The 22,622-nt window shown below is 69.9% G+C and carries 17 protein-coding genes; 7 read left to right on the top strand and 10 right to left on the bottom strand.

The genetic code is table 11. The annotated features are described in order from the left end of the window. Positions 1–20: 20 nt before the first annotated feature. The 4 genes from ACFYRY_RS34820 to metH form a co-directional block, all read right to left on the bottom strand. A complete protein-coding gene (locus ACFYRY_RS34820) occupies positions 21–1,598 on the bottom strand; it encodes an ABC transporter substrate-binding protein (RefSeq protein WP_389154956.1) in 1,578 nt (525 codons plus the stop codon). 68 nt (positions 1,599–1,666) lie between these two features. After that, complete coding sequence (locus ACFYRY_RS34815) at positions 1,667–3,271, bottom strand: ABC transporter substrate-binding protein (protein WP_389154953.1); 1,605 nt, start codon at positions 3,269–3,271, stop codon at positions 1,667–1,669. A 446-nt stretch (positions 3,272–3,717) separates the two neighbouring features. After that, positions 3,718–4,413 (bottom strand): HAD family hydrolase, encoded by a 696-nt coding sequence (locus ACFYRY_RS34810; RefSeq protein ID WP_389154950.1) that lies wholly within the window; start codon positions 4,411–4,413, stop codon positions 3,718–3,720. A 148-nt stretch (positions 4,414–4,561) separates the two neighbouring features. Continuing rightward, complete coding sequence (metH, locus tag ACFYRY_RS34805) at positions 4,562–8,077, bottom strand: methionine synthase (RefSeq protein ID WP_389154947.1); 3,516 nt, start codon at positions 8,075–8,077, stop codon at positions 4,562–4,564. 285 nt (positions 8,078–8,362) lie between these two features. Between metH and ACFYRY_RS34800 the strand changes: the two genes are divergently transcribed. From ACFYRY_RS34800 to ACFYRY_RS34775, 6 genes are all read left to right on the top strand, one after another. Next, complete coding sequence (locus tag ACFYRY_RS34800; RefSeq protein ID WP_356771689.1) at positions 8,363–9,127, top strand: IclR family transcriptional regulator; 765 nt, start codon at positions 8,363–8,365, stop codon at positions 9,125–9,127. Between the two features lie 281 nt (positions 9,128–9,408). Further along, on the top strand, positions 9,409–10,203 hold the full coding sequence (locus ACFYRY_RS34795; RefSeq protein ID WP_389154945.1) for an MIP/aquaporin family protein: 795 nt from the start codon (positions 9,409–9,411) through the stop codon (positions 10,201–10,203). Positions 10,204–10,273: 70 nt separating this feature from the next. Next, positions 10,274–11,812, top strand: coding sequence for a glycerol kinase GlpK (gene glpK / locus ACFYRY_RS34790; RefSeq protein WP_389154943.1), 1,539 nt, complete (start codon positions 10,274–10,276; stop codon positions 11,810–11,812). An 18-nt stretch (positions 11,813–11,830) separates the two neighbouring features. Continuing rightward, the gene (locus ACFYRY_RS34785) at positions 11,831–13,447 is read left to right on the top strand and encodes an FAD-dependent oxidoreductase (RefSeq protein WP_389154940.1); all 1,617 of its coding nucleotides are present in this window, start codon (positions 11,831–11,833) and stop codon (positions 13,445–13,447) included. A 192-nt stretch (positions 13,448–13,639) separates the two neighbouring features. Then, positions 13,640–14,311 carry a FadR/GntR family transcriptional regulator gene (locus ACFYRY_RS34780; protein WP_356771681.1) on the top strand — a complete coding sequence of 224 codons (672 nt, stop codon included), beginning with the start codon at positions 13,640–13,642 and terminating at the stop codon, positions 14,309–14,311. A 140-nt stretch (positions 14,312–14,451) separates the two neighbouring features. Then, positions 14,452–15,438 (top strand): PAC2 family protein, encoded by a 987-nt coding sequence (locus tag ACFYRY_RS34775; RefSeq protein ID WP_389154936.1) that lies wholly within the window; start codon positions 14,452–14,454, stop codon positions 15,436–15,438. A gap of 178 nt (positions 15,439–15,616) precedes the next feature. Here the strand turns inward: ACFYRY_RS34775 and mshC are convergent, their stop codons facing one another. The 4 genes from mshC to ACFYRY_RS34755 form a co-directional block, all read right to left on the bottom strand. Continuing rightward, entirely contained in the window at positions 15,617–16,846 is a 1,230-nt protein-coding gene (gene mshC / locus ACFYRY_RS34770; RefSeq protein ID WP_389154933.1) for a cysteine--1-D-myo-inosityl 2-amino-2-deoxy-alpha-D-glucopyranoside ligase, read from the bottom strand. 147 nt (positions 16,847–16,993) lie between these two features. Beyond that, positions 16,994–17,824 carry an SCO1664 family protein gene (locus ACFYRY_RS34765; protein ID WP_389154930.1) on the bottom strand — a complete coding sequence of 277 codons (831 nt, stop codon included), beginning with the start codon at positions 17,822–17,824 and terminating at the stop codon, positions 16,994–16,996. Continuing rightward, on the bottom strand, positions 17,788–18,378 hold the full coding sequence (locus ACFYRY_RS34760) for a DUF3090 domain-containing protein (protein WP_389154927.1): 591 nt from the start codon (positions 18,376–18,378) through the stop codon (positions 17,788–17,790). Before ACFYRY_RS34760 ends, ACFYRY_RS34765 begins: the two co-directional genes overlap by 37 nt. A 121-nt stretch (positions 18,379–18,499) precedes the next feature. Continuing rightward, on the bottom strand, positions 18,500–19,186 hold the full coding sequence (locus tag ACFYRY_RS34755; protein WP_389154924.1) for a histidine phosphatase family protein: 687 nt from the start codon (positions 19,184–19,186) through the stop codon (positions 18,500–18,502). A gap of 62 nt (positions 19,187–19,248) precedes the next feature. Between ACFYRY_RS34755 and corA the strand changes: the two genes are divergently transcribed. Continuing rightward, positions 19,249–20,244, top strand: a complete 996-nt coding sequence (corA, locus tag ACFYRY_RS34750; protein WP_389154921.1) for a magnesium/cobalt transporter CorA — start codon at positions 19,249–19,251, stop codon at positions 20,242–20,244. Between the two features lies 1 nt (position 20,245). On the opposite strand, the gene ACFYRY_RS34745 is transcribed toward corA, so the two are convergent. Together ACFYRY_RS34745 and ACFYRY_RS34740 are read right to left on the bottom strand one after the other, a co-directional pair. Beyond that, complete coding sequence (locus ACFYRY_RS34745) at positions 20,246–21,034, bottom strand: ferritin-like domain-containing protein (RefSeq protein ID WP_389154918.1); 789 nt, start codon at positions 21,032–21,034, stop codon at positions 20,246–20,248. Between the two features lie 158 nt (positions 21,035–21,192). Beyond that, positions 21,193–22,248: an LLM class F420-dependent oxidoreductase gene (locus ACFYRY_RS34740; RefSeq protein WP_389154916.1), complete on the bottom strand. Its 1,056-nt coding sequence runs from the start codon at positions 22,246–22,248 to the stop codon at positions 21,193–21,195. Positions 22,249–22,622: the final 374 nt, after the last annotated feature.

Raw genomic sequence — 22,622 nt, 5'->3', positions numbered from 1 at the left:
GCCGTGGAGGTGCGGGCGGGTCAGTCCTTGCTGAGTTCCCAGAAGCGGAACACGGTCGAGGCGTCGAGGCAGTACTCCAGGCCGTAGACGCCCTCGCGTTTGACGGCGTACTGCTTGCCCTGCCAGATCGGGAGCACAGGCAGTTCGTCGGCGACGATGTCCTGGAGCTTGCCGTAGTCCGAGTCGGTGGCGGCGCGGTCGCTCTGGGCGGCGGTCTGCGGGATGAGCGTGCCGGTGATGGTGCTGTTGCCGTAGTTGTTGTCCAGCACGTTGCCCTTGCCGAAGAAGGGGGCGGTGAAGTTGTCGGCGTCCGGGTAGTCGGGAACCCAGCCCTTCACGTAGACGCCGTACTTGCCGGCCTTGATGTCCTTCTCGTACTGCCCGAAGGCGACGGACCGGACGTCGGCCTTGAACAGGCCGCTGGCGTTGAGCTGGGCGGCGATCGCCTTCAGCAGGGAGTCGGTGGCCGGGCCGTAGCGGGACGGGGTCGACCACAGGGTCAGCTTCACCTTGCCGCTGATGCCGTCGGCCTTCAGCGCGGCGGTGGCCTCGGCCTTGGAGGGGTGGTCACCGTAGGTGTCGAAGAAGGCCGTGTTGTGGCCGGCGATACCGGCCGGGATGATCGAGTACAGCGGGGTGGCGGTGCCCTGGTACACGTCGTTGATGAGCGCGTCGCGGTCGATCAGGTAGGCCATCGCCTTGCGTACGCCGAGCTGTCCGGCGACCGGGTCGTTCATGTTGAAGACCAGGTGCTGGACCTCCGCGCTGGTGCCCTCGACGAGTTCGACTCCCGCGTCGTCGCCCTGCTCGATGTCCGCGATGTCGCTCGCGCCGAGGCCTCGGTAGGCGATGTCGATCTTGTTGTCGAGCAGGGCCTTCTTGAGCGCGGTCTGGTCGCCGTGGAAGAGCCTCAGGGTGACGCCGTCGTTCTTCACGTCGGCGGTGCCCTGGTAGTTCTCGTTGACCGAGAGGACGGCCTCGTCCTTGCTGAAGGAGTCCAGCTTGTAGGGGCCGGAGCCGACCGCTTCGCCGTCCTCGCGCAGTCCGTCGGCGTCGTACTGGGTGTGGTCGACGAGGGAACCGGCGCCCGATGCGATCTTGCTGGGGAAGGTGGCGTCGGGTGTGTTGAGGCGGAAGACCACGGTCTTCTCGTCCGGCGTCTCGACCTTGGAGAGCATGGGGAACATGATCGCCGGGCCCGCGTCGTCGTTGATCTTCAGCATGCGGTCGAAGGAGAACTTCACGTCCTTCGAGGTGAGCGCGTCACCGTTGCTGAACTTGAGGCCGTCCTTCAGCGTGCACTCGTAGACCTTGGTCTCCGCGTCCGTGAAGCCGCAGCTCTTGGCGGCCTCCGGCTGTGGCTCGGTGCTCCCCTTGGGGAAGCTGAGCAGCGACTGGAAAACGTTGTTGAACAACAGCCAGGAGCCGGGGTCGTAGCCGGAGGCGGGGTCGGTGGCCAGGACGTCGTCGGACGTTCCCATGACCACGGACGAGCCGCTGCCCCCCGAGCCGCCGGTCTCCGTTCCGCATCCGGTCAACAGGCCGGAGGCCAGCCCTGCCACTATGGGCAGGACCGGCCACTGGTTGCGCAGGTTCACGTAGTGCCTTGTCGTTGTTGTCGGGCCCGGGGCCGCCCTCCCGGGCCCCGGACAGGGTTGGCTGTGTGTCAGCCGCTCACGCCGCGGCCGAGCTCCCACAGCTGCAGCGTCGAGGAGGAGTTGAGCACGTACGCGGTCCCTGTGACGTCGTCGCGGGCGGCGACGTACTGCTTGCCCTGCCACAGCGGCAGGACGGGGACGTCGTCGGCGACGATGTCCTGGATGTCGGTCAGGCTGGTGGCGGCGGCGAGCCGGTCGGACTCACGGCGGGACTCCGGGATCAGCGTGTTACGGATGACGCTGTTCGCGTAGGGCGAGCCGATGGTGTTGTCCTTGTCGAGGAACGGCGCCAGGTAGTTGTCCGCGTCCGGGAAGTCGGGGAACCAGCCCATGCCGTAGACGTCGTACTGGCCCTCCTGCTCGGCCGGGCGGTAGGTGTCCCAGGGGGTGCCCTTGATGTTGACGTCGAACAGGCCGGTGTCGTTGAGCTGCTTCTGCAGCACCTCGAACTCCTGCTTGGTGGCCGGACCGTAGTGGTCGGTCGTGTAGTGCAGGGTCAGCTTCACCGGGGTGGTGATGTTCGCCCGGCTCAGCGCGGCCTTCGCCTTGGCGGTGCTCGGTTCGCCGTAGGTGTTGAAGAACGAGTTGGAGTGGCCGGTGATGCTGGCCGGAACCATCGAGAACAGCGGCTCCGCCTGTGAGCCGTACACCTTGGCGACGAGTTCGCTGCGGTTGACGACCTGGGCCATCGCCTCACGGACCGCCTTCGACTTCACGGACGGCGCGTTGGTGTTGAAGCCGAGGTAGCGGATCTCCAGGCCGGGCAGCTCGACCAGGTCGATGTTGCTGTCCGTACCGCCGGCGAGCTTGGTGATCTGCTCCGGCGACATGGTGCGGGTCATCAGGTCGAGATCGCCCTTGTCGAGCGCGGCGCCCATGGCGTCGGCGTCCGCGTAGGAGCGCATCTCCACCTTCTCGTTGTTCACCTTCAGCGTCCCCTTGTAGTTGGGGTTCTTGGTGAACACGGCGTTGACGAGCACGTTGTCCTTGACGTCGGCCTGCAGCGTGTACGGGCCGGAGCCGTCCACGTCGAAGCCGTCGCGCAGCTTGCCCTCGGCGTAGTCGGCGGGGTTGACGATGCCCGCGACCGGGGTGGACAGCTTGTACGGGAAGGTGGCGTCGGCCGTCTTGAGGTGGAAGATCACCTCACGGTCGCCCTGGGTCTCGACGGTGTCGACCGTGGACAGCAGGGCGAAGACACCGCTGTCGGCCTTCAGCGCGCGGGCGCGGTCGATGGAGAACTTCACGTCCTTCGCGGTGATGGCGTCGCCGTTGGCGAACTTGAGGCCGTCGCGCAGGGTGCACGCGTAGCGTTCGTTGCCGCTGTCGGTGAAGCCGCACTTCTCGGCGGCCTCCGGCACCGGGTCGCCGTCGCCCTTCGGCATGATCATCAGCGTCTGCACGGTCTGGCGCAGGATGTTCCAGGTGCCGACGTCGTAGGCGTAGGCGGGGTCGAGCGGCGCCGGGGCCTTCTTCGTGGCGGTGAACCGGTCCGTGGTGCCGACGGCGATCGCGCCATCACTGTCGCTCCCGCTGCCTGAGCCACCGCAGGCTGCGAGCACCGGCGCCAGCAGACCGATCACGGCCGGCAGCGCCAAAGTCTTGCGGTTCATGCTCGAAGTTCTCCAGAGCTGTCGAGTCCGTGTACCCGGCATGCAGGGGTGTCGATGCGGAGCACGGGGTAAGGGCGATGTTCTCGTGAGGAGATTAGTCCGGACCGGCACGAGGGTTCGCGGCGACCGGAGTTGAGGGCCCATCACGCTGCGAAACCAGCTGTGGACGGACCGAAAACCCGAGGGGGGAAGGATTCGTGCAGGCTCTCACCAATCGGGACACAAAGGCGCGTCCGCCCCTCTCCACCGGGGGTGAGCTGCATACCTCCACCACCCTGTCGAGCCCCGGCGGCGTGGGGAACGTCACATACCCAGCGGTGTGGAGTGGCGCCGGAATTCAGCCATCCGGCGCGGTTCGAATTCCCTCGGACACAGTCCGTGGAATTCCCCCGCTATCGGCACCGCACGCTGCGTGAACACCCGGCGCATTTTTCCCGTCAAGGCCGTCAAAGCGGCATCAGACCGCGCAGAAATGCCAGGTCCACCTCTTCGAGGGAGGTCACGACGGTACGCCGGGCGGCCGGGGCGATGGGCGCGACGGACGGCACCGCCACGACCTGGCAGCCGGCCGCCTCGGCCGCGGCGACGCCGGTCGCGGTGTCCTCGACGACCGCGCACCTGGCGGGTTCCGCGCCGAGTCCGGCGGCGGCGAACAGGTACGGGTCGGGGTGCGGCTTGGTGCGCCCCACCTCGTCGCCGGCGACGGTGAGCGCGAAGTACTGGGGGCCGAGCGAGGTGAGGACCCGGTCGATGATGCGCCGGTGCGAGGCGGAGACCAGCGCCGTGGGGATCTCGTGCGCGGCCAGTTCGGCCAGCAGCCGGGCGGCTCCCGGCATGATCGGCAGTGCCCGGTCGATGCGGTCCTCGAAGCCCTGGTTGAGCAGCACCGTGAGCTCGGCGAGGGTGATGTCGGCGCCGGTGGCCTCGATCAGGAAGCCGGCGCTGCGGGTCATGGGGCCGCCGACGACGACATGGCGCCAGGACTCGTCGAGGGTGTGCCCCAGACGCGCGAAGACCTCGGCCTCGACGTCCCACCAGAACCCCTCGGTGTCCACCAGGGTGCCATCCATGTCGAGGAGCACGGCCTGCAGGGCGGAGCCTTCGGCCGTACGGGTCACTGGTGCGGGAACCGTGCTGGTCATCCACGTACCTCCTTGAGGGACGAGCAGGCCGGTTCCCCCGGGGGAACCGGCCTGCAGTGGACCGACCAGTGTACGACTTATCCGATCAGCGCGCCGGGTGAGACGCACCGCACGGGACGGAAGCGTGGGTGAGGTGGTGGCTCGCGCCTCACCGGGCGTTGAAGTACTTCGCCTCCGGGTGGTGGATCACGATGGCGTCGGTGGACTGCTCCGGGTGCAGCTGGAACTCCTCGGACAGCTGGACGCCGATGCGCTCGGGCTGGAGCAGGTCGGCGATCTTGGCGCGGTCCTCGAGGTTCGGGCAGGCGCCGTAGCCGAGGGAGAAGCGGGCGCCCCGGTACTTCAGGGCGAACATGTCCTCGATGTCGTTCGGGTCCTCGCCGGCGTAGCCCAGCTCCGAACGCACGCGTGCGTGCCAGTACTCGGCGAGCGCCTCCGCCAACTGGACGGACAGGCCGTGCAGTTCGAGGTAGTCGCGGTAGGAGTTGGCCTCGAAGAGCTTCGCGGTCTCCTCGCCGATCCGGGAGCCGACGGTGACGACCTGGAGGCCGACCACGTCCGTCTCGCCGGACTCCTCAGGACGGAAGAAGTCGGCCAGACACAGCCGACGGCCGCGGCGCTGGCGCGGGAAGGTGAAGCGGGTGCGCTCATTGCCCTGCTCGTCCAGGATGATCAGGTCGTCGTCCTTGGACACGCACGGGAAGTAGCCGTAGACGACGGCCGCCTCCAGCAGGTTCTCCGTCTGCAGCCTGTCCAGCAGGCCGCGCAGCCGGGGCCGGCCGTCGGTCTCGACCAGTTCCTCGTACGACGGTCCCTCGCCGGTGCGGGCCTGCTTGAGGCCCCACTGGCCCTTGAACAGGGCGCCCTCGTCGAGCCAGGAGGCGTACTCCTTGAGCTGGATGCCCTTGATGACGCGGGTGTCCCAGAACGGCGGGGTGGGGATCGGGTTGTCGACGGCGACGTCGGAGCGGACGTGGCCCTCCTCCGGGCGCTCCTCGACCTCCGCGGAGGCCGTGGCCCGCACCCGGCGCTGCTTCAGCTCCGGCAGCTTCGCGCCCGGCACGCCCCGCTTGACCCCGATCAGCGCGTCCATCAGGCGCAGGCCCTCGAACGCGTCGCGGGCGTAGCGGACCTCGCCCTGGTAGATCTCGTGCAGGTCCTGCTCGACGTACGCCCGGGTCAGGGCCGCGCCGCCGAGGATGACCGGGTAGTCGACGGCCAGGCCGCGCTGGTTGAGCTCCTCCAGGTTCTCCTTCATGATCACGGTGGACTTGACCAGGAGGCCGGACATGCCGATGACGTCGGCGCGGTGCTCGGCGGCGGCGTCCAGGATCGCCGAGACCGGCTGCTTGATGCCGAGGTTGACGACGTTGTAGCCGTTGTTCGACAGGATGATGTCGACGAGGTTCTTGCCGATGTCGTGCACGTCGCCGCGGACGGTGGCCAGCACGATGGTGCCCTTGCCGTCGTCGTCGCTCTTCTCCATGTGCGGTTCGAGGTAGGCGACGGCGGACTTCATGACCTCGGCGGACTGCAGCACGAACGGCAGTTGCATCTGGCCGGAGCCGAACAGTTCGCCGACGACCTTCATGCCGTCCAGGAGGGTCTCGTTGACGATGTCGAGGGCGGGGCGTTCCTCCAGCGCCGCGGCCAGGTCGGTCTCCAGGCCGTTCTTCTCGCCGTCGATGATGCGGCGCTTGAGGCGCTCGTCCAGCGGCAGTGCGGCCAGTTCCTCGGCCTTGCCGGCCTTCAGGGACTTGGCGGTGGCGCCCTCGAACAGCTGCATGAGCTTCTGCAGGGGGTCGTAGCCCTCCGCCCGGCGGTCGTGGACGAGGTCGAGAGCGGTCTGGACCTCCTCCTCGGTGAAGCGAGCGATCGGCAGGATCTTCGACGCGTGCACGATCGCCGAGTCGAGGCCCGCCTTCACGCACTCGTCCAGGAAGACGGAGTTGAGCAGGATGCGGGCGGCCGGGTTGAGGCCGAAGGAGATGTTCGACAGGCCCAGCGTGGTCTGTACGTCGGGGTGGCGGCGCTTGAGTTCGCGGATCGCCTCGATGGTGGCGATGCCGTCCCCCCGGGACTCCTCCTGGCCGGTGCAGATGGTGAAGGTCAGGGTGTCGATGAGGATGTCCGACTCGTGGATGCCCCAGTTGCCGGTCAGGTCGTCGATGAGCCGTTCGGCGATCTCGACCTTCTTCTCGGGGGTGCGGGCCTGGCCCTCCTCGTCGATGGTCAGCGCGATCAGCGCGGCGCCGTGCTCCCGCGCCAGCGCGGTGACCTTCGCGAACCGGGACTCGGGGCCGTCGCCGTCCTCGTAGTTGACCGAGTTGATGACCGCGCGGCCGCCGAGCTTCTCCAGGCCGGCCTCGATGACGTCGACCTCGGTGGAGTCCAGGACGATCGGCAGGGTGGAGGCGGTGGCGAAACGGCCCGCCAGCTCCTTCATGTCGGCGACGCCGTCACGGCCGACGTAGTCCACACACAGGTCCAGCATGTGGGCGCCCTCGCGGATCTGGTCGCGCGCCATCTCCACGCAGTCGTCCCAGCGGCCCTCCAGCATGGCCTCGCGGAACTTCTTCGACCCGTTGGCGTTGGTGCGCTCACCGATCGCGAGGTACGAGGTGTCCTGGCGGAACGGGACCGTCTGGTAGAGGGAGGCCGCGCCCGGCTCCGGGCGGGGGTCGCGCTCGCCGGGGGTCAGGTCGCGGACGCGTTCGACGACCTGACGCAGGTGCTCGGGGGTGGTGCCGCAGCAGCCGCCGATCAGGGACAGGCCGTAGTCGCGGACGAAGTTCTCCTGCGCGTCGGCCAGGCCCTCGGGGTCGAGCGGGAAGTGCGCGCCGTCCTTGGTGAGGATCGGCAGGCCCGCGTTCGGCATGCACAGCAGCGGGATGCGGGAGTGCCGGGTGAGGTAGCGCAGGTGCTCGCTCATCTCCGCCGGGCCGGTGGAGCAGTTCAGGCCGATCATGTCGACGCCGAGGGGTTCCAGCGCGGTCAGGGCGGCGCCGATCTCGGAGCCCAGGAGCATCGTGCCGGTCGTCTCGAACGCCATCGAGACCACCAGCGGCACCTCGACGCCGGTCGCCTCCATGGCGCGCCGGGCGCCCAGGACGGAGGCCTTCGTCTGGAGCAGGTCCTGGGTGGTCTCGACGATCAGGGTGTCGGCGCCGCCGGCCAGCAGTCCCTCGGCGTTGGCCTGGTAGCCGTCGCGGATGGTGGCGAAGTCGATGTGGCCGAGGGTGGGCAGCTTGGTGCCGGGGCCGACGGAGCCGAGGACCCAGCGGGGGCGGCCGTCACGGGCCGCGTACTCGTCCGCCACCTCTCGGGCGATGCGCGCGCCCGCCTCGGACAGTTCGTGCACGCGGTCGGCGATGTCGTACTCCGTCGCGGCCGTGTGGTTGGCCCCGAAGGTGTTGGTCTCCACGCAGTCGACGCCGACGGCGAAGTACGCGTCGTGGACGGAGCGGACGATGTCGGGGCGGGTCAGGTTGAGGATCTCGTTGCAGCCTTCGAGGTTCTCGAAGTCCTCCAGGGTCGGATCCTGAGCCTGGAGCATCGTGCCCATCGCTCCGTCGGCCACCACCACACGGGTGGCGAGCGCCTCGCGGAGCGCGGACACACGGGCCCGGCTGTCGGCGGAAGGGGTCGGTGGCAACGAGGCCATGTAGGGGCTCCCTTAGGTGCGACGGCTGTCGGCTTTGTGCGGCGCCCACGCGACGGTCCGCGCTCGGCGCACCACGCCAGAGTAACCGGGACCCGCCGCCGATGGTCAGGACGTCCACGGGGCGGACCCCGGTGGCGGACACATCTCCTCCGGGACACGGGCGGGGCAACAGATGTGGGCTGAGTATTGGCGGGAGGTCGGCATGGACCGGTAGTGTTCGACATTGCCGAACGGTGGCAGCGGCCTCGCGGGTCGACGGTCGTAGGGGACGGAGGCAGGACGGCGATGGCACGGAACATCCAGTCGCTGGAACGCGCGGCCGCGATGCTGCGGCTCCTCGCGGGCGGCGAGCGGAGACTCGGCCTGTCCGACATCGCCTCGTCCCTGGGCCTCGCCAAGGGCACCGCGCACGGCATCCTGCGCACCCTCCAGCAGGAGGGCTTCGTCGAGCAGGACGACGCCTCCGGGCGCTATCAGCTGGGCGCCGAACTGCTGCGCCTGGGCACCACCTATCTCGACGTGCACGAGCTCAGGGCACGCGCCCTGGTGTGGACCGACGACCTGGCCCGCTCCAGCGGGGAGAGCGTCCACCTGGGTGTCCTGCACCAGCAGGGCGTGCTGATCGTGCACCACGTCTTCCGGCCCGACGACAGCCGGCAGGTCCTGGAGATCGGGGCCATGCAGCCGCTGCACTCCACGGCCCTGGGCAAGGTGCTGTCGGCGTACGACCCGGTGGCGCACAGCGAGGCCCTGGAGAGCGACCGCAAGGCGTTCACCGACCGGACCGTCTGCGACCTCGACGCTTTCGAACACGTCCTCGACATCACCCGCGCGCGCGGGTACGCCGCCGACGTCGAGGAGACCTGGGAGGGCGTCGCGTCCATCGCCGCGCCCATCCACGACCGGCGTCGCATGCCGGTGGGCGCGGTCGGCGTCACCGGGGCCGTGGAGCGGCTGGGCCGGGACGGCGAGCTGCGCCCCGAACTGATCGCGGCGGTGCGGGACTGCGCCCGCGCGGTGTCGCGGGACCTGGGCGCGGGCCGCTTCTGAGGGACGCGGGACGCGAGGTGACCGGGAGGCCGCGGGGCCGTTCCGGTGGTCGCTGTACGCGGACATGGCCGAGTTCTCGGCCGAGCGCAAGATCGGTAGCACACAGCAATCAATAACGATCCTGTTTTCGAGAACAGAACCCTTGACGTGCCCGTAACCCCGGAGCAAGACTCCCGTCCATCGGTCGACATTGTCGAACACCGACCGGCAATAGGCGTTACAGTGATACGACGCCAAGGGCCGGCAGCTCTCCCCCTGGACGAAGGACAAAGGAGTCGCGGGTGTCCAGCTCCGACATCTTCATCGGCGAGACCATCGGTACCGCCATACTCATCCTGCTCGGCGGCGGCGTGTGCGCCGCCGTCACGCTGAAGGCCTCCAAGGCCCGCAACGCCGGCTGGCTCGCCATCACCTTCGGGTGGGGTTTCGCCGTTCTGACGGCCGTGTACACCTCCGCGCCGCTCTCCGGCGCCCACCTCAACCCGGCAGTGACGCTCGCGCTCGCCATCAAGGACGACGACTGGAGCAACGTCCCGGTCTACTGGGGCGGTCAGATGCTCGGCGCCGCGATCGGCGCGGCACTGGTCTGGGTGGCCTACTACGGCCAGTTCCACGCGCACCTCACCGACAAGGAGATCGTCGGCGGTCCGGGCGCGCAGGACACGAAGGTCAAGGCCGTCGAGGCTCAGGAGAAGGGCGCCGGCCCGGTCCTGGGCATCTTCTCCACCGGTCCCGAGATCCGGGTCGTGTGGCAGAACCTCGCCACGGAGGTCATCGGCACGGTCGTGCTGGTGCTCGCCATCCTCACGCAGGGCCTCAACGACAGCGGCAAGGGCCTCGGCACCCTCGGCGCCCTGATCACCGCGCTCGTGGTCGTCTCCATCGGTCTGTCGCTCGGCGGTCCGACCGGCTACGCGATCAACCCGGCCCGTGACCTCGGCCCGCGCATCGTGCACGCCCTCCTGCCCCTGCCCAACAAGGGCGGCTCCGACTGGGGCTACGCCTGGATCCCGGTGGTGGGCCCGCTTCTCGGCGGCGCCATCGCGGCCGGCATCTACAACGTCGCTTTTGCTTAGAAACCGCACTTCGAAGCACTGAGCAGCAGTAGACCAGTCCCACACCCACGGAACCTCCCAGGAGCACACAGTGACCGACGCCCACACCGCCGGCCCCTTCATCGCCGCGATCGACCAGGGCACCACCTCCAGCCGCTGCATCGTCTTCGACCGGGACGGCCGTATCGTCTCCGTCGACCAGAAGGAACACGAGCAGATCTTCCCCAAGCCGGGCTGGGTCGAGCACAACGCCACCGAGATCTGGACCAACGTCGAGGAAGTCGTCGCCGGCGCCATACAGAAGGCCGGCATCACCCGCGACGACATCAAGGCCATCGGCATCACCAACCAGCGCGAGACGACGCTGCTGTGGGACCGGCACACCGGTGAGCCCGTCCACAACGCCATCGTCTGGCAGGACACCCGCACCGACGCGCTCTGCAAGGAACTCGGCCGCAACGTCGGCCAGGACCGCTTCCGCCGCGAGACCGGCCTGCCGCTGGCGAGCTACTTCGCCGGTCCCAAGGCCCGCTGGCTGCTGGACAACGTCGAGGGCCTGCGCGAGCGCGCCGAGGCCGGCGACATCCTCTTCGGCACCATGGACAGCTGGGTCATCTGGAACCTGACCGGCGGGGTCAACGGCGGCAAGCACGTCACCGACGTCACCAACGCCTCCCGCACCCTCCTTATGAACCTGCACACCATGGAGTGGGACGCGAAGATCGCCGAGTCGATCGGTGTGCCGCTGGCGATGCTGCCGGAGATCCGTTCCTCCGCCGAGGTGTACGGCGCGGTCACCGGCGGCAAGCTCGGTGACGTCCTCGGCGGCATTCCCGTCGCGTCCGCGCTCGGCGACCAGCAGGCGGCCCTGTTCGGCCAGACCTGTTTCGCGGAGGGCGAGGCCAAGTCGACGTACGGCACCGGCACCTTCCTGCTGATGAACACCGGCGAGAAGCCGGTCAACTCGTACAACGGCCTGCTGACCACGGTCGGCTACCGCATCGGCGACGACAAGCCGGTCTACGCCCTGGAGGGCTCGATCGCCGTCACCGGTTCGCTGGTGCAGTGGATGCGCGACCAGATGGGCCTGATCTCCACCGCCGCCGAGATCGAGACGCTCGCGCTCACGGTCGAGGACAACGGTGGCGCGTACTTCGTGCCGGCCTTCTCCGGCCTGTTCGCCCCGTACTGGCGTTCGGACGCCCGGGGTGTCATCGCCGGTCTGACCCGGTACGTCACCAAGGCGCACCTCGCGCGCGCCGTCCTGGAGGCCACGGCCTGGCAGACCCGTGAGATCACCGACGCCATGACCAAGGACTCCGGCGTCGAGCTCGCGGCGATCAAGGTCGACGGCGGTATGACCTCCAACAACCTGCTGATGCAGACCCTGTCGAACTTCGTGGACGCCCCCGTGGTGCGCCCGATGGTCGCCGAGACGACCTGCCTCGGTGCCGCCTACGCCGCCGGCCTCGCCGTCGGCTTCTGGACCAGCACCGACGACCTGCGCGCCAACTGGCGCCGGGCCGCCGAGTGGACCCCCCGCATGGACGCGGACGCCCGCGACCGTGAGTACAAGAGCTGGCTCAAGGCCGTGGAGCGGACCATGGGCTGGATCGAAGACGAGAACTGACGAGGAGCACGACCCCACATGACCAGCCAGCCCACCCTGCAGTCCGTACCTGCCCTGGGGACGCGCCCGGCGTCCGGCTCGAACCCGAGCCGAGCCGAGACCCGGGAGCAGCTCTCCAAGGCGTCGTACGACCTTCTCGTGATCGGCGGTGGCATCCTGGGCATCTCCACCGCCTGGCATGCCGCGCAGTCCGGCCTGCGGGTGGCCCTGGTCGACGCCGGCGACTTCGCCGGTGCCACCTCTTCCGCCTCCTCCAAGCTGCTCCACGGCGGTCTGCGCTACCTGCAGACCGGCGCGGTGAAGCTGGTGGCGGAGAACCACTTCGAGCGCCGTGCGGTCTCCCGCCAGGTGGCTCCCCACCTGGCGAACCCGCTCACGTTCTACCTCCCCGTGTACAAGGGCGGGCCGCACGGCGCGGCGAAGCTCGGAGCCGGTGTCTTCGCGTACTCGATGCTGTCGGCGTTCGGTGACGGGGTGGGGCACCTGCTGTCCCCGGCGAAGGCGCAGCGGGACGTGCCCGAGCTGCGCACCGACAACCTCAAGGCCGTGGCCGTGTACGGCGACGACCAGATGAACGACGCGCGCATGGCGCTGATGACGGTCCGCGGGGCCGTCGAGGCGGGCGCGGTGGTCCTGAACCACGCCGAGGTCACCGGCCTGCGCTTCACCAAGGGCCGGGTGACGGGCGCGGACCTGCGCGATCGGACCTCGGGTGACGAGTTCGGCGTGAACGCCCGGCTGGTGCTGAACGCGACCGGTCCGTGGGTCGACCACCTGCGCAGGATGGAGGACCCGAACGCGGCTCCGTCCATCCGCCTGTCCAAGGGCGCGCACCTGGTCCTCAAGCGCACCGCCCCGTGGAAGGCCGCGCTGGCCACGCCCATCGACAAGTACCGCATCACCTTCGCCCTCCCCTGGGAGGACATGCTGCTGCTCGGCACGACCGACGAGGAGTTCGAGGGCGACCCGGCGGATGTCGCGGTCACCGAGAAGGACACCGCCCAGATACTCGACGAGGCCGCGTTCTCCATTCGCGACCAGCAGCTCGACCGTGACCTGATCACCTACTCGTTCGCGGGTCTGCGGGTGCTGCCGGGCGGACCCGGCAGCACCGCGAAGGCCAAGCGGGAGACGGTGGTGACCGAGGGCAGGGGCGGCATGCTGTCCGTCGCGGGCGGCAAGTGGACGACGTTCCGGCACATCGGCCGTACGGTCATGGAGAAGCTGGAGGCGCTGCCGGGGCACCCGCTGGGCGACGGCTTCGAGCCGATCTCCGCGCTGCCGAAGAAGCTGCCGCTGCCCGGTGTCGCGAACCCGCGCGCGGTCGCGCACCGTCTGCTGGTCGACCACGCGGCGTCCGGCCCGCAGATGACCGCCGACACCGCCAGGCACCTGGCCACGCACTACGGTTCGCTGGCCTTCGACATCGCCCGGCTGGCCAACGAGAACCCGCAGCTCGGTGAGCGGGTCCACCCGGACGCCCCGGAGATCTGGGCGCAGGTCGTCTACGCCCGGGACAACGAGTGGGCCCAGACGCCGGACGACGTGCTGCGCCGCCGTACCACGCTGACGATCCGGGGCCTGGCCACGGACGACGTCCGCGCGAGGGTGCAGGACCTGCTCGACGAGAAGTAGCGCCCACGGTCCCGTCCCCGGCCTCCCCGGGGGCGGGACCGTCGACGCTCGTCGACACGCGCGGCCACCTGCTGACATGTCGATGAGTCAAAGGTGATCGCCGATCTGGAAGCGCTCGTCTGAACTGGCCCCATAATGTGCTGAGACATCCGATGTCTCGGCACCGTACGAGTACGACAGGGAGGCCAGGTCATGGCAGTCACCGACGAGGCGATCGAGAAGATCAAGGGCATGATCGTCTCCGGCGCGCTGCGCCCCGGCGACCGGCTCCCCAAGGAGAGCGAACTCGCCGCCGAGCTGGGTCTGTCCCGCAATTCGCTGCGGGAGGCCGTGCGCGCCCTGTCCCTCATCCGGATCCTGGACGTACGCCAGGGCGACGGCACGTACGTCACCAGCCTGGACCCCCAGCTGCTGCTGGAGGCGCTCAGCTTCGTCGTGGACTTCCACCGCGACGACACGGTCCTGGAGTTCCTCGCGGTGCGTCGCATACTCGAGCCGGCCGCGACCGCGATGGCGGCCCTGCGCATCAGCGAGCAACAGCTGAACGCGCTCTCCGCCCAGCTGGACAAGCTCGGTGACAGCCCGTCGGTGGAGGAGCTCGTCGCCTGCGATCTGGACTTCCACCGCGGCATCGTGCAGAGCTCCGGCAACGGTGTGCTGTGTTCCCTCCTCGACGGCCTGTCCGGCCCCACCACCCGGGCCCGGATCTGGCGCGGACTGACCCAGGAGGACGCGGTCGTCGGCACCCTGCGCGAGCACCGGGCGATCCTGGCGGCGCTGCGCGACCGGGACGCGGAGGCGGCCCGGTCCTGGGCGACCGTGCACATCGCGAGCGTGGAGCAGTGGCTGCGGTCGAGCCTGTGAGGACGGCAGGGCGGGGTGTCCGGGGGCGACGAACGGGGCAGTGATCCGTTCACTCCCCCGCGCAAGGGGGCTGCGGGCGCCCCCGCGTCACGCCGTAAGGTTGGGTCGTTAAGCGAGGGCACGTCGGAAGGAGGCGCTGGGTGATCGAGCTCGAGGGGGTTCCCGAGCTGATCGACCCGGTCATGGTGGCCGCGTTCGAGGGCTGGAACGACGCCGGCGACGCCGCCTCCACCGCGGTCGCGCACCTGGACAGGGAGTGGAAGGGCGAGGTGTTCGCGGCGCTGGACGCCGAGGACTACTACGACTTCCAGGTGAACCGACCCACGGTGTGGCTGGACGATGGCGTACGGAAGATCACGTGGCCGACGACCCGATTGTCGGTGGTCCGGGTCGGTGGTGACAAGCCCCGCGACCTGGTTCTCGTCCGGGGTATCGAACCGTCGATGCGGTGGCGTTCGTTCTGCAATGAGTTGCTGGGCTTCGCCCACGAGCTGGGCGTGGAGCTGGTGGTGGTCCTAGGCGCCCTGCTCGGCGACACCCCGCACACCCGTCCGGTCCCGGTCAGCGGGGTCACGTCCGACCCGGACCTGGCCCGGCGCATGGATCTGGAGGAGACCAAGTACGAGGGCCCCACGGGCATCGTCGGCATCCTCCAGGAGGCGTGCACGCACGCGGGTGTCCCGGCGGTGTCGCTGTGGGCGGCCGTACCGCACTACGTGTCGCAGCCGCCGAACCCGAAGGCGACGCTGGCTCTCCTGAACCGTCTGGAGGACCTGATCGACGTCCGCATCCCGCTGGGCGAGCTGCCGGAGGACGCGCGCGCCTGGCAGGTGGGCGTGGACCAGCTGGCCGCCGAGGACAGCGAGGTCGCCGAGTACGTCCAGACGCTGGAGGAGGCCCGGGACACCGCTGAGCTGCCGGAGGCGTCGGGCGAGGCGATCGCCCGCGAGTTCGAGCGGTATCTGCGGCGCCGGGACGGATCCGGTCCGGGCGGCTCCGGCGGGCACGCCACGGCGGACGGCAGCGACAGCACGCCGTATCTGCGGGACAACCCCGGGGGGCGTACGAAGCCGCCGAAGCCGCCGAAACCTGAGGCGGGCGACGAGGATTCGTCCTCGGAGGACTGATCGCGGTCCGGATTGAGGGTCGCGGTTCGCGGTTCGCGGTTCGCGGCACGCCGTGGACCGCGGTCCGGGCCGGCGGTCGCGGTTCGCCAGGGCGGTTCGCCGGGGCGGTTCGCTGTGAGAACGAGAGGGGCGCTTCCCCTGCGGGAGGAAGCGCCCCTTTGTCATGTACTGCGGTCGGTTACAGCGCCACGCCCAGGAGCGCGTCCACCGCCCGCGAGACGACGCCGGGCGCGCCCTCGTCCGTACCGCCCCGCTCTTCCTGGAGCGCCGCCCACCGGTCCACGGCGGCCAGCGCGGCCGGGGCGTCCAGGTCGGCCGCGAGGGCCTCGCGCATCTCCTCGACGAGCGCCTCGGCAGGCGGGCCGTCCGGGCGGGACACGGCGGCACGCCAGCGGCCGAGCCGGTCGACGGCGTCCTCAAGGACCTGGTCGGTCCACTCCCAGTCGGCCCGGTAGTGGTGGGCGAGCAGCGCCAGCCGAATGGCGGCCGGGTCGACGCCGTCGCGCCGCAGCACAGACACGAAGACCAGGTTGCCCTTGGACTTGGACATCTTCTCGCCGTCGAGAGCGACCATGCCGGCGTGCACGTACGCCTTGGCCATGGGGAACTCGCCGGTCAGGGCCTGGGCGTGCGAGGCGCCCATCTCGTGGTGCGGGAAGGCGAGGTCGGAGCCGCCGCCCTGCACGTCGAAGCCCATCCCCAGGTGGTCCAGGGCGATGGCCACGCACTCGATGTGCCAGCCGGGGCGACCGCGTCCGAGCGAGCCGCCGTCCCAGCTGGGCTCGCCCTCACGGGCGGCCATCCACAGCATCGGGTCGAGCGGGTTCTTCTTGCCCGGCCGGTCGGGGTCGCCGCCGCGCTCGGCGGACAGCAGCCGCATGGCGGCGGAGTCCAGGTTGGACACCTTGCCGAAATTCGGGTCGGACTCGACCGAGAAGTACACGTCGCCCTCGAGTTCGTAGGCGGCGCCGGCGTCCCGCAGCCGTTCGACGAGCGGCACGATGCCGGGTATCGCCTCGACCGCGCCTATGAAGTCCCGCGGGGGCAGCATGCGCAGGGCGGTCATGTCCTCGCGGAAGAGGGTGGTCTCCTTCTCGGCCAGGGCGGCCCAGTCGATGCCGTCCCGCTGTGCGCGCTCCAGCAGCGGGTCGTCGACATCGGTGACGTTCTGGACGTAGTGGACCTGCCGCTTGGTGTCGAGCCACACGCGCTGGACGAGGTCGAACGCGTTGTAGGTCGCCGCGTGACCTATGTGGGTGGCGTCGTAGGGCGTGATGCCACAGACGTAGATACGGGCGACGGGACCGGGGGCGAGGGTGACCAGGCCGCCGGTCGCGGTGTCGTGGATCCTCAGGTCGCGACCCTGACCAGGCAGGGCGGGGACCTCGGAAGCGGGCCAGGCATGCATGTCTTGAGCCTAACCGGACGGATGTTCCGCATACGAACCGGACCGGGCGGATGGCCGGTAACGCGTTCTTGCGCGTCACCGGCCGTTGTGCCGCGCCCGAGTCGACGGGGCGACAGACGCGCCGTTCCGGAGCAGGTGGGGAGGTATTCAGACAGGAGGCCAGGGGATCGCCGGCCACTCCCCGCTCGGCTCCGGGTGCTTCCCGGACGTCAGCAGGGCGTCGACCCGTGCGCGGACGGCGTCGATCTCGGCGGCGGTGATCAGCGCGGTCAGTCTCCCGGTCAGCGCGCCGGACTCCCCGAGCGACTCCTTGAGCCCTTTGAGGACGTCGACCGCCTCACCCGTCAGGGGCTCGCCCGCCCAACCCCACAGCAGCGTCCGCAGTTTGTTCTCGGCGTTGAAGGTGACCCCGTGGTCGATGCCGTACAGCCGGCCCTCGGCGGTCGGCAGCAGATGACCGCCCTTGCGGTCGGCGTTGTTGATCACGGCGTCGAGCACGGCCAGCCGACGCAACCGCTCGTCGTCGGCGTGTACGAGCAGCGCGGTCCGTCCCTCACCGACCTCGGCGAGGCCGATCGCCTTCCAGCCGGGCTCCGGTTCCTCCGCGTCGACGAGAGCGAGCAGCTCGCTCTCGGACGTCACCTCGATCCACAGCTGGCACATGCCCTCGCCGTACGGCCCGTCGCGCAGCACGGTGGGCGGCACGAGCCCCCAGCCGGTCGCCTCGGAGACCTCGTACGCGGCGACCTCGCGCTGGGCGAGGGTCCCGTCGGGGAAGTCCCACAGGGGCCGCTCCCCGGCGACCGGCTTGTAGATGCAGTCGGCCTCCCGGCCCTGGTGCGAGACCGTGCAGTACAGCGCCGCGTTGGACGCCTCCCGGATGCGGCCGCGCACGGTCAGCTCGCCCTCGGCGAGCAGTTCGGCCGACATCGCCCCGGTGGTCACGCGTCGCGTCGGTATCCGTTCTGGCGCGGACATACGTGTCCTTCCGGATCGAGCGGGAGGCTGCACAGCGGACACGGCGGCCGCCCGGCGTTGACGACGTCCAGGGCCCGCTTGGCGAAGGCTCTCGCCTGCGAGCCGGTGAGTCTGACCCGCAGCATCGGCGGACCGTTCTCCTCGTCCTGGAGCAACCGCTCCTCGGCCTCGGCGAGGTCCTCCTCGGAGTCGGCGTCGAGCTCCACGAGGGCCTGCGCCTCGACGATCATGCGCTGCTCGTCGCCGTCCCAGGCGAGGGCCATGGTGCCGACCCGGAACTCCTCCTCGACGGGGGTGTCCAGAGGGTCGGTGTCGGCGACTTCGGTGGGCGGCACGGCCGGGACGGCGGCGCTGCCGCCACTACGGCGTACCACCTCGTCCAGCAGCTCTTCCATCCGCTCGGCGAGCGCGGCGACCTGGGTCTTCTCCAGAGCCACGCTGGTCACCCGGGGGCCGGCCGTGGCCTGGAGGAAGAACGTACGGCGTCCGGGCAGTCCGACCGTACCGGCCACGAAGCGGTCCGGGGGGTCGTAGAGGAACACCTGACGGGACACGTCCTGTCTCCATTGAATCGTGAGTACGTAGTCGTGAGTACGGGGTGGGTGCGGGGTTGTGAGTGTGGCGTGTGGGGGACGTCCGTGTGCGTGGACCGCTTCACCCTACTGCGCCCGACGATCACGGTGCGCCCGCACCACCCCCCACCGGGGCGTCGTCGGCCGGAGGTTCCTCGCGCGGCGCCAGCGACGCGAAGTCGCCGGTGTCGCCGAGGCGGAGGAGAAAAGGCCTCAGACGGGTGTAACGGATCGCGGTGATGGAACACGGTTCAACAGAAATCCGCTGGAAGAGGTCGAGATGAAGTCCGAGTGCGTCCGCGACGAGCGATTTGATCACATCACCGTGAGAGCACATCAGATAGACGGCGTCGGCTCCGTGATCGCGCTCCACGCGCGCGTTCCACTCGCGCACCGCCTCGGCGGCGCGGGTCTGCATCGCCCGCATCGACTCACCGCCGGGGAACGCGGCCGCCGACGGGTGCGCCTGCACGACCTCCATCAGCGGCTCCCCGCTGAGCTCGGCCAGCTTGCGTCCGGACCAGTCGCCGTAGTGGCACTCCCCGATCCGTTCGTCGGTGTGCGCCGTGAGACCGGACCTGGCCTGAAGCAGCGGCCGGATCGTCTCCTGGCAGCGCTGCAGCGGGCTGGTGACGACCTCGGAGAGCGGCAGCTCGGCGAGCCGCCCGGGCAGCGCGGCGGCCTGCGTGGCACCCCGCTCGTCCAGGGCGACGCCGGGCGTCCAGCCGGCGAGCAGGCCCTCGGTGTTGGCGGTGGATCGTCCGTGCCGGACGAGGATCAGCGTGGGCATGCCGTCCAGCGTAGGCATACGCCCGCCTGTGGCGGACCACGGACGACGGGAGAATACGCTCAGTGATCGTCGACTGCGCCATCTACCGGGACGGGCACCGGACGGAAGGGCCCGAGGACCTGTCCGACGCCCTCGCCGAGGCCCGGTCCGCGCACGGGTTCGTCTGGATCGGCCTGCACGAACCGTCCGAGGAGGAGTTCGACCACGTCACCCGGGAGTTCGGACTGCACCCGCTGGCGGTCGAGGACGCCCTGAAGGCCCACCAGCGGCCCAAGTTGGAGGTCTACGACGACTCGCTCTTCGTGGTCCTCAAGCCCGTGGTGTACGAACCTGAGAGCGACGCCGTCTCGACCGGCGAGGTGATGCTCTTCCTCGGTGACTCCTTCGTGGTGACCGTCCGGCACGGTGAGGGCTCCCCGCTGGGCGTCGTACGGCGGCGGCTGGAGCAGGAGCCCGAGCTGCTCGGCAAGGGACCCACGGCTGTGCTGTACGCGGTCGCCGACGCCGTCGTCGACCACTACCTCGACGTGGCCACCGAGTTGCAGACCGACCTGGAGGAGCTGGAGGCGGAGGTGTTCTCGCCGGACGGCGGGGGTTCGCGGCACACCGCCTCCCGGATCTACACCTTCAAGCGGCAGGTCCTGGAGTTCCGCCGGGCCTGCGGCCCGCTGGCGGTACCGCTGACCCGGCTCGCGGGGGTCGGGCAGATCGGCGGCGCGGTGCCCTTCGTCAACGAGAAGGCGCGGCCCTTCTTCCGTGACGTCAACGACCACCTCACGCGCGTGAACGAGTCCGTGGAGGGCCTCGACCGGCTGGTCTCCGACATCCTGTCCGCGCATCTCGCGCAGATGAGCGTCCGGCAGAACGACGACATGCGGAAGATCTCCGCGTGGGCGGCCATGGCCGCGATCCCCACGATGATCGCGGGCATCTACGGCATGAACTTCGAGCACATGCCGGAGTTGCGGTGGGTGTGGTCGTATCCGGCGGTGATCGCGTTGATGGCGGGCCTGGAGGTTGTGCTGTATCGGCTGTTCAAACGCCGGGGGTGGTTGTAGTTCAGGCGAATTCCGGGGCCGGGGTCGCGGGGCCGCCGAGGGCGTCTCGGTGGTCCGGCATTCTCAGGGACACCATGCGGCGCCAGCCGATCAGGCGCTCGTACGCGTACATCGCGTGGATGCCCATCGTCAGGAGCGCCGACTTGGCCCTCGACCAGCCGAGGATGCGGCCCATGTGGGCCATGACCGCCAGGCTGACGTCCCGGTAGACGCGGATCTCGGCGAGGGCGCACTCGCGCAGCGTGCGCTGGATGAACCGGCCGTGCCCCGCGGCGGCGAAGCGCAGCAGTTCCTCGTGGGTGTAGGCGAGATGGTTGTCCTCGTCGTGGGAGATCATCCGGACCGCCTTGCCGACCTCGGGGTGGTCGCCGAAGTGCTTCCGCAGCATCACCATCTGGTCGGACGCGCGCTGTTCGGTGACCCGGCTGTGCGACAGGTACGTGATGACGTCGGCCACCATGAGCGGCTGGTCGGCCTTGAGCCTCTCGTGGGCCAGACCGATGCCCTGCTTCTCCAGGAGCATCGTGTAGTCGGTCTCGAACGGGACGACGACGGGCTGCAGGCCGCGCTTGCTCAGCAGCGCGTTGAAGATGCGCCCGTGTTTGTCCTCGTCCGCTCCGTGCCGGGTGATCTTGGGAGCGAGGGCGCGCTCGCTCTCCGGCACGAGCGCGGCGATGCGGCCGTTCTCCCAACCGCCCTGTGACTCCCCGCTGGCCGCGATGGAGCAGAAGAGCTGGAACGACTCGTCGTTGTCGACGATCTCCTGGAACAGACTCTTGGCCGAAAGCATCTGAGGCACCTCTCTGCAGGGTTCCCGCAAGGAACGAGTCAAATGCGGTGCGAGAGGTGCGGCAACAGGTGTGTCCTGCGACTGCGCCGAACGGAGGACCCGGGCGTCGGGGGCATACCGCGGGGGCCTGCGGTGCGTTTTTGACGCCCGGGTTGTTGTTAGGCGAGTCCGGCCTGCTCCAGGGCCTCGGTGCCGGCGCGGAGCGAGGCGAGCCGCTCGTCGAGTGAGAAGCCCGCGGGAGCGAGGGTGAGGGTGGTGACACCGGCCTCGGCGTAGGCCTTCATCCGGTCCGCGATGCGGTCCACGGAGCCCAGCAGGGTCGTCTTGTCGATCAGGTCGTGCGGGACCGCGGCCGCGGCGCCCTGCTTGTCGCCGGCCAGGTACTTGTCCTGGATCTCGGCGGCCTCCTTCTCGTAGCCCATGCGCTGGGCGAGCTGGTTGTAGAAGTTCTGCTTACGGCTGCCCATGCCGCCCACGTACAGCGCGGTGTACGGGCGGAAGGTGTCGGCGAGCGTGCTGACGTCCTTGTCGTCGCCGAGGGCGAGCGGCAGGGTCGGGCACACGTCGAAGCCGTCGAGGGTCTTCCCGGCCTTCTCGCGGCCGGCCCGCAGGTACTTGATCGCCGTATCCTCGAGGTGGTCGGCGGAGGGGAAGATGAGCAGGGCGCCGTCGGCGATCTCGCCGGTCTGTTCGAGGTTCTTGGGGCCGATGGCGGCGATGTAGAGCGGGATGTGCTCGCGCTCCGGGTGCACGGTGAGCTTGATGGGCTTGCCGGGGCCGCCCGGCAGGGGCAGGGTCCAGTGCTCCCCGTCGTGGGTGAGGCGCTCGCGGGTCATCGCCTTACGGACGATCTCCACGTACTCGCGGGTGCGGGAGAGCGGCTTGTCGAACTTGACGCCGTACCAGCCCTCGGAGACCTGCGGGCCGGAGACACCGAGGCCCAGGCGGAAGCGGCCGCCGGAGAGGGAGTCGAGGGTGGCGGCGGTCATCGCGGTCATCGCCGGCTGGCGGGCCGGGATCTGGAAGATGGCCGAGCCGACGTCGATACGGTCGGTCTGGGCGGCGACCCAGGTGAGGACGGTGGCCGCGTCGGAGCCGTAGGCCTCGGCGGCCCAGCAGACGGCGTATCCGAGGCGGTCGGCCTCCTTGGCCACCGCGAGGTTGTCCGCGTCCATGCCGGCACCCCAGTAGCCGAGGTTGATGCCTAGCTGCATGCCGAATCCCCTTACCGATCAGTAACGTGCCTTGGGGAGACCATAGCGTGTGGCTTGGGCGGTGCCTGCGGCGCCTGTGCGGGGGCCGTGGGGGTGCGGTTGCGCCTGCGGTTCGGTGGGGGGTCGGGGGCGGGGGGGGGGGGGGGGGGGGGGGGGGGGGGGGGGGGGGGGGGGGGGGGGGGGGGGGGGGGGGGGGGGGGGGGGCGCCGGGCGGGGCCCCCCCCCCCCCCCCCCGCCCCCGCCCCCCACCCCCCCCCCCCCCCCCCCCCCCCCCCCGCCCGCCCCCCCCCCCCCCCCCCCCCCCCCCCCCCCCCGGCCCCGACCCCCACCAAACCGCATGGCGCTACAGCCACCCCCACCGAACCCGCACAGGC

This window comes from Streptomyces sp. NPDC005263 (assembly GCF_042872365.1).
Taxonomy (GTDB): domain Bacteria; phylum Actinomycetota; class Actinomycetes; order Streptomycetales; family Streptomycetaceae; genus Streptomyces.
This window is presented reverse-complemented; position numbering and strand designations above follow the sequence as displayed.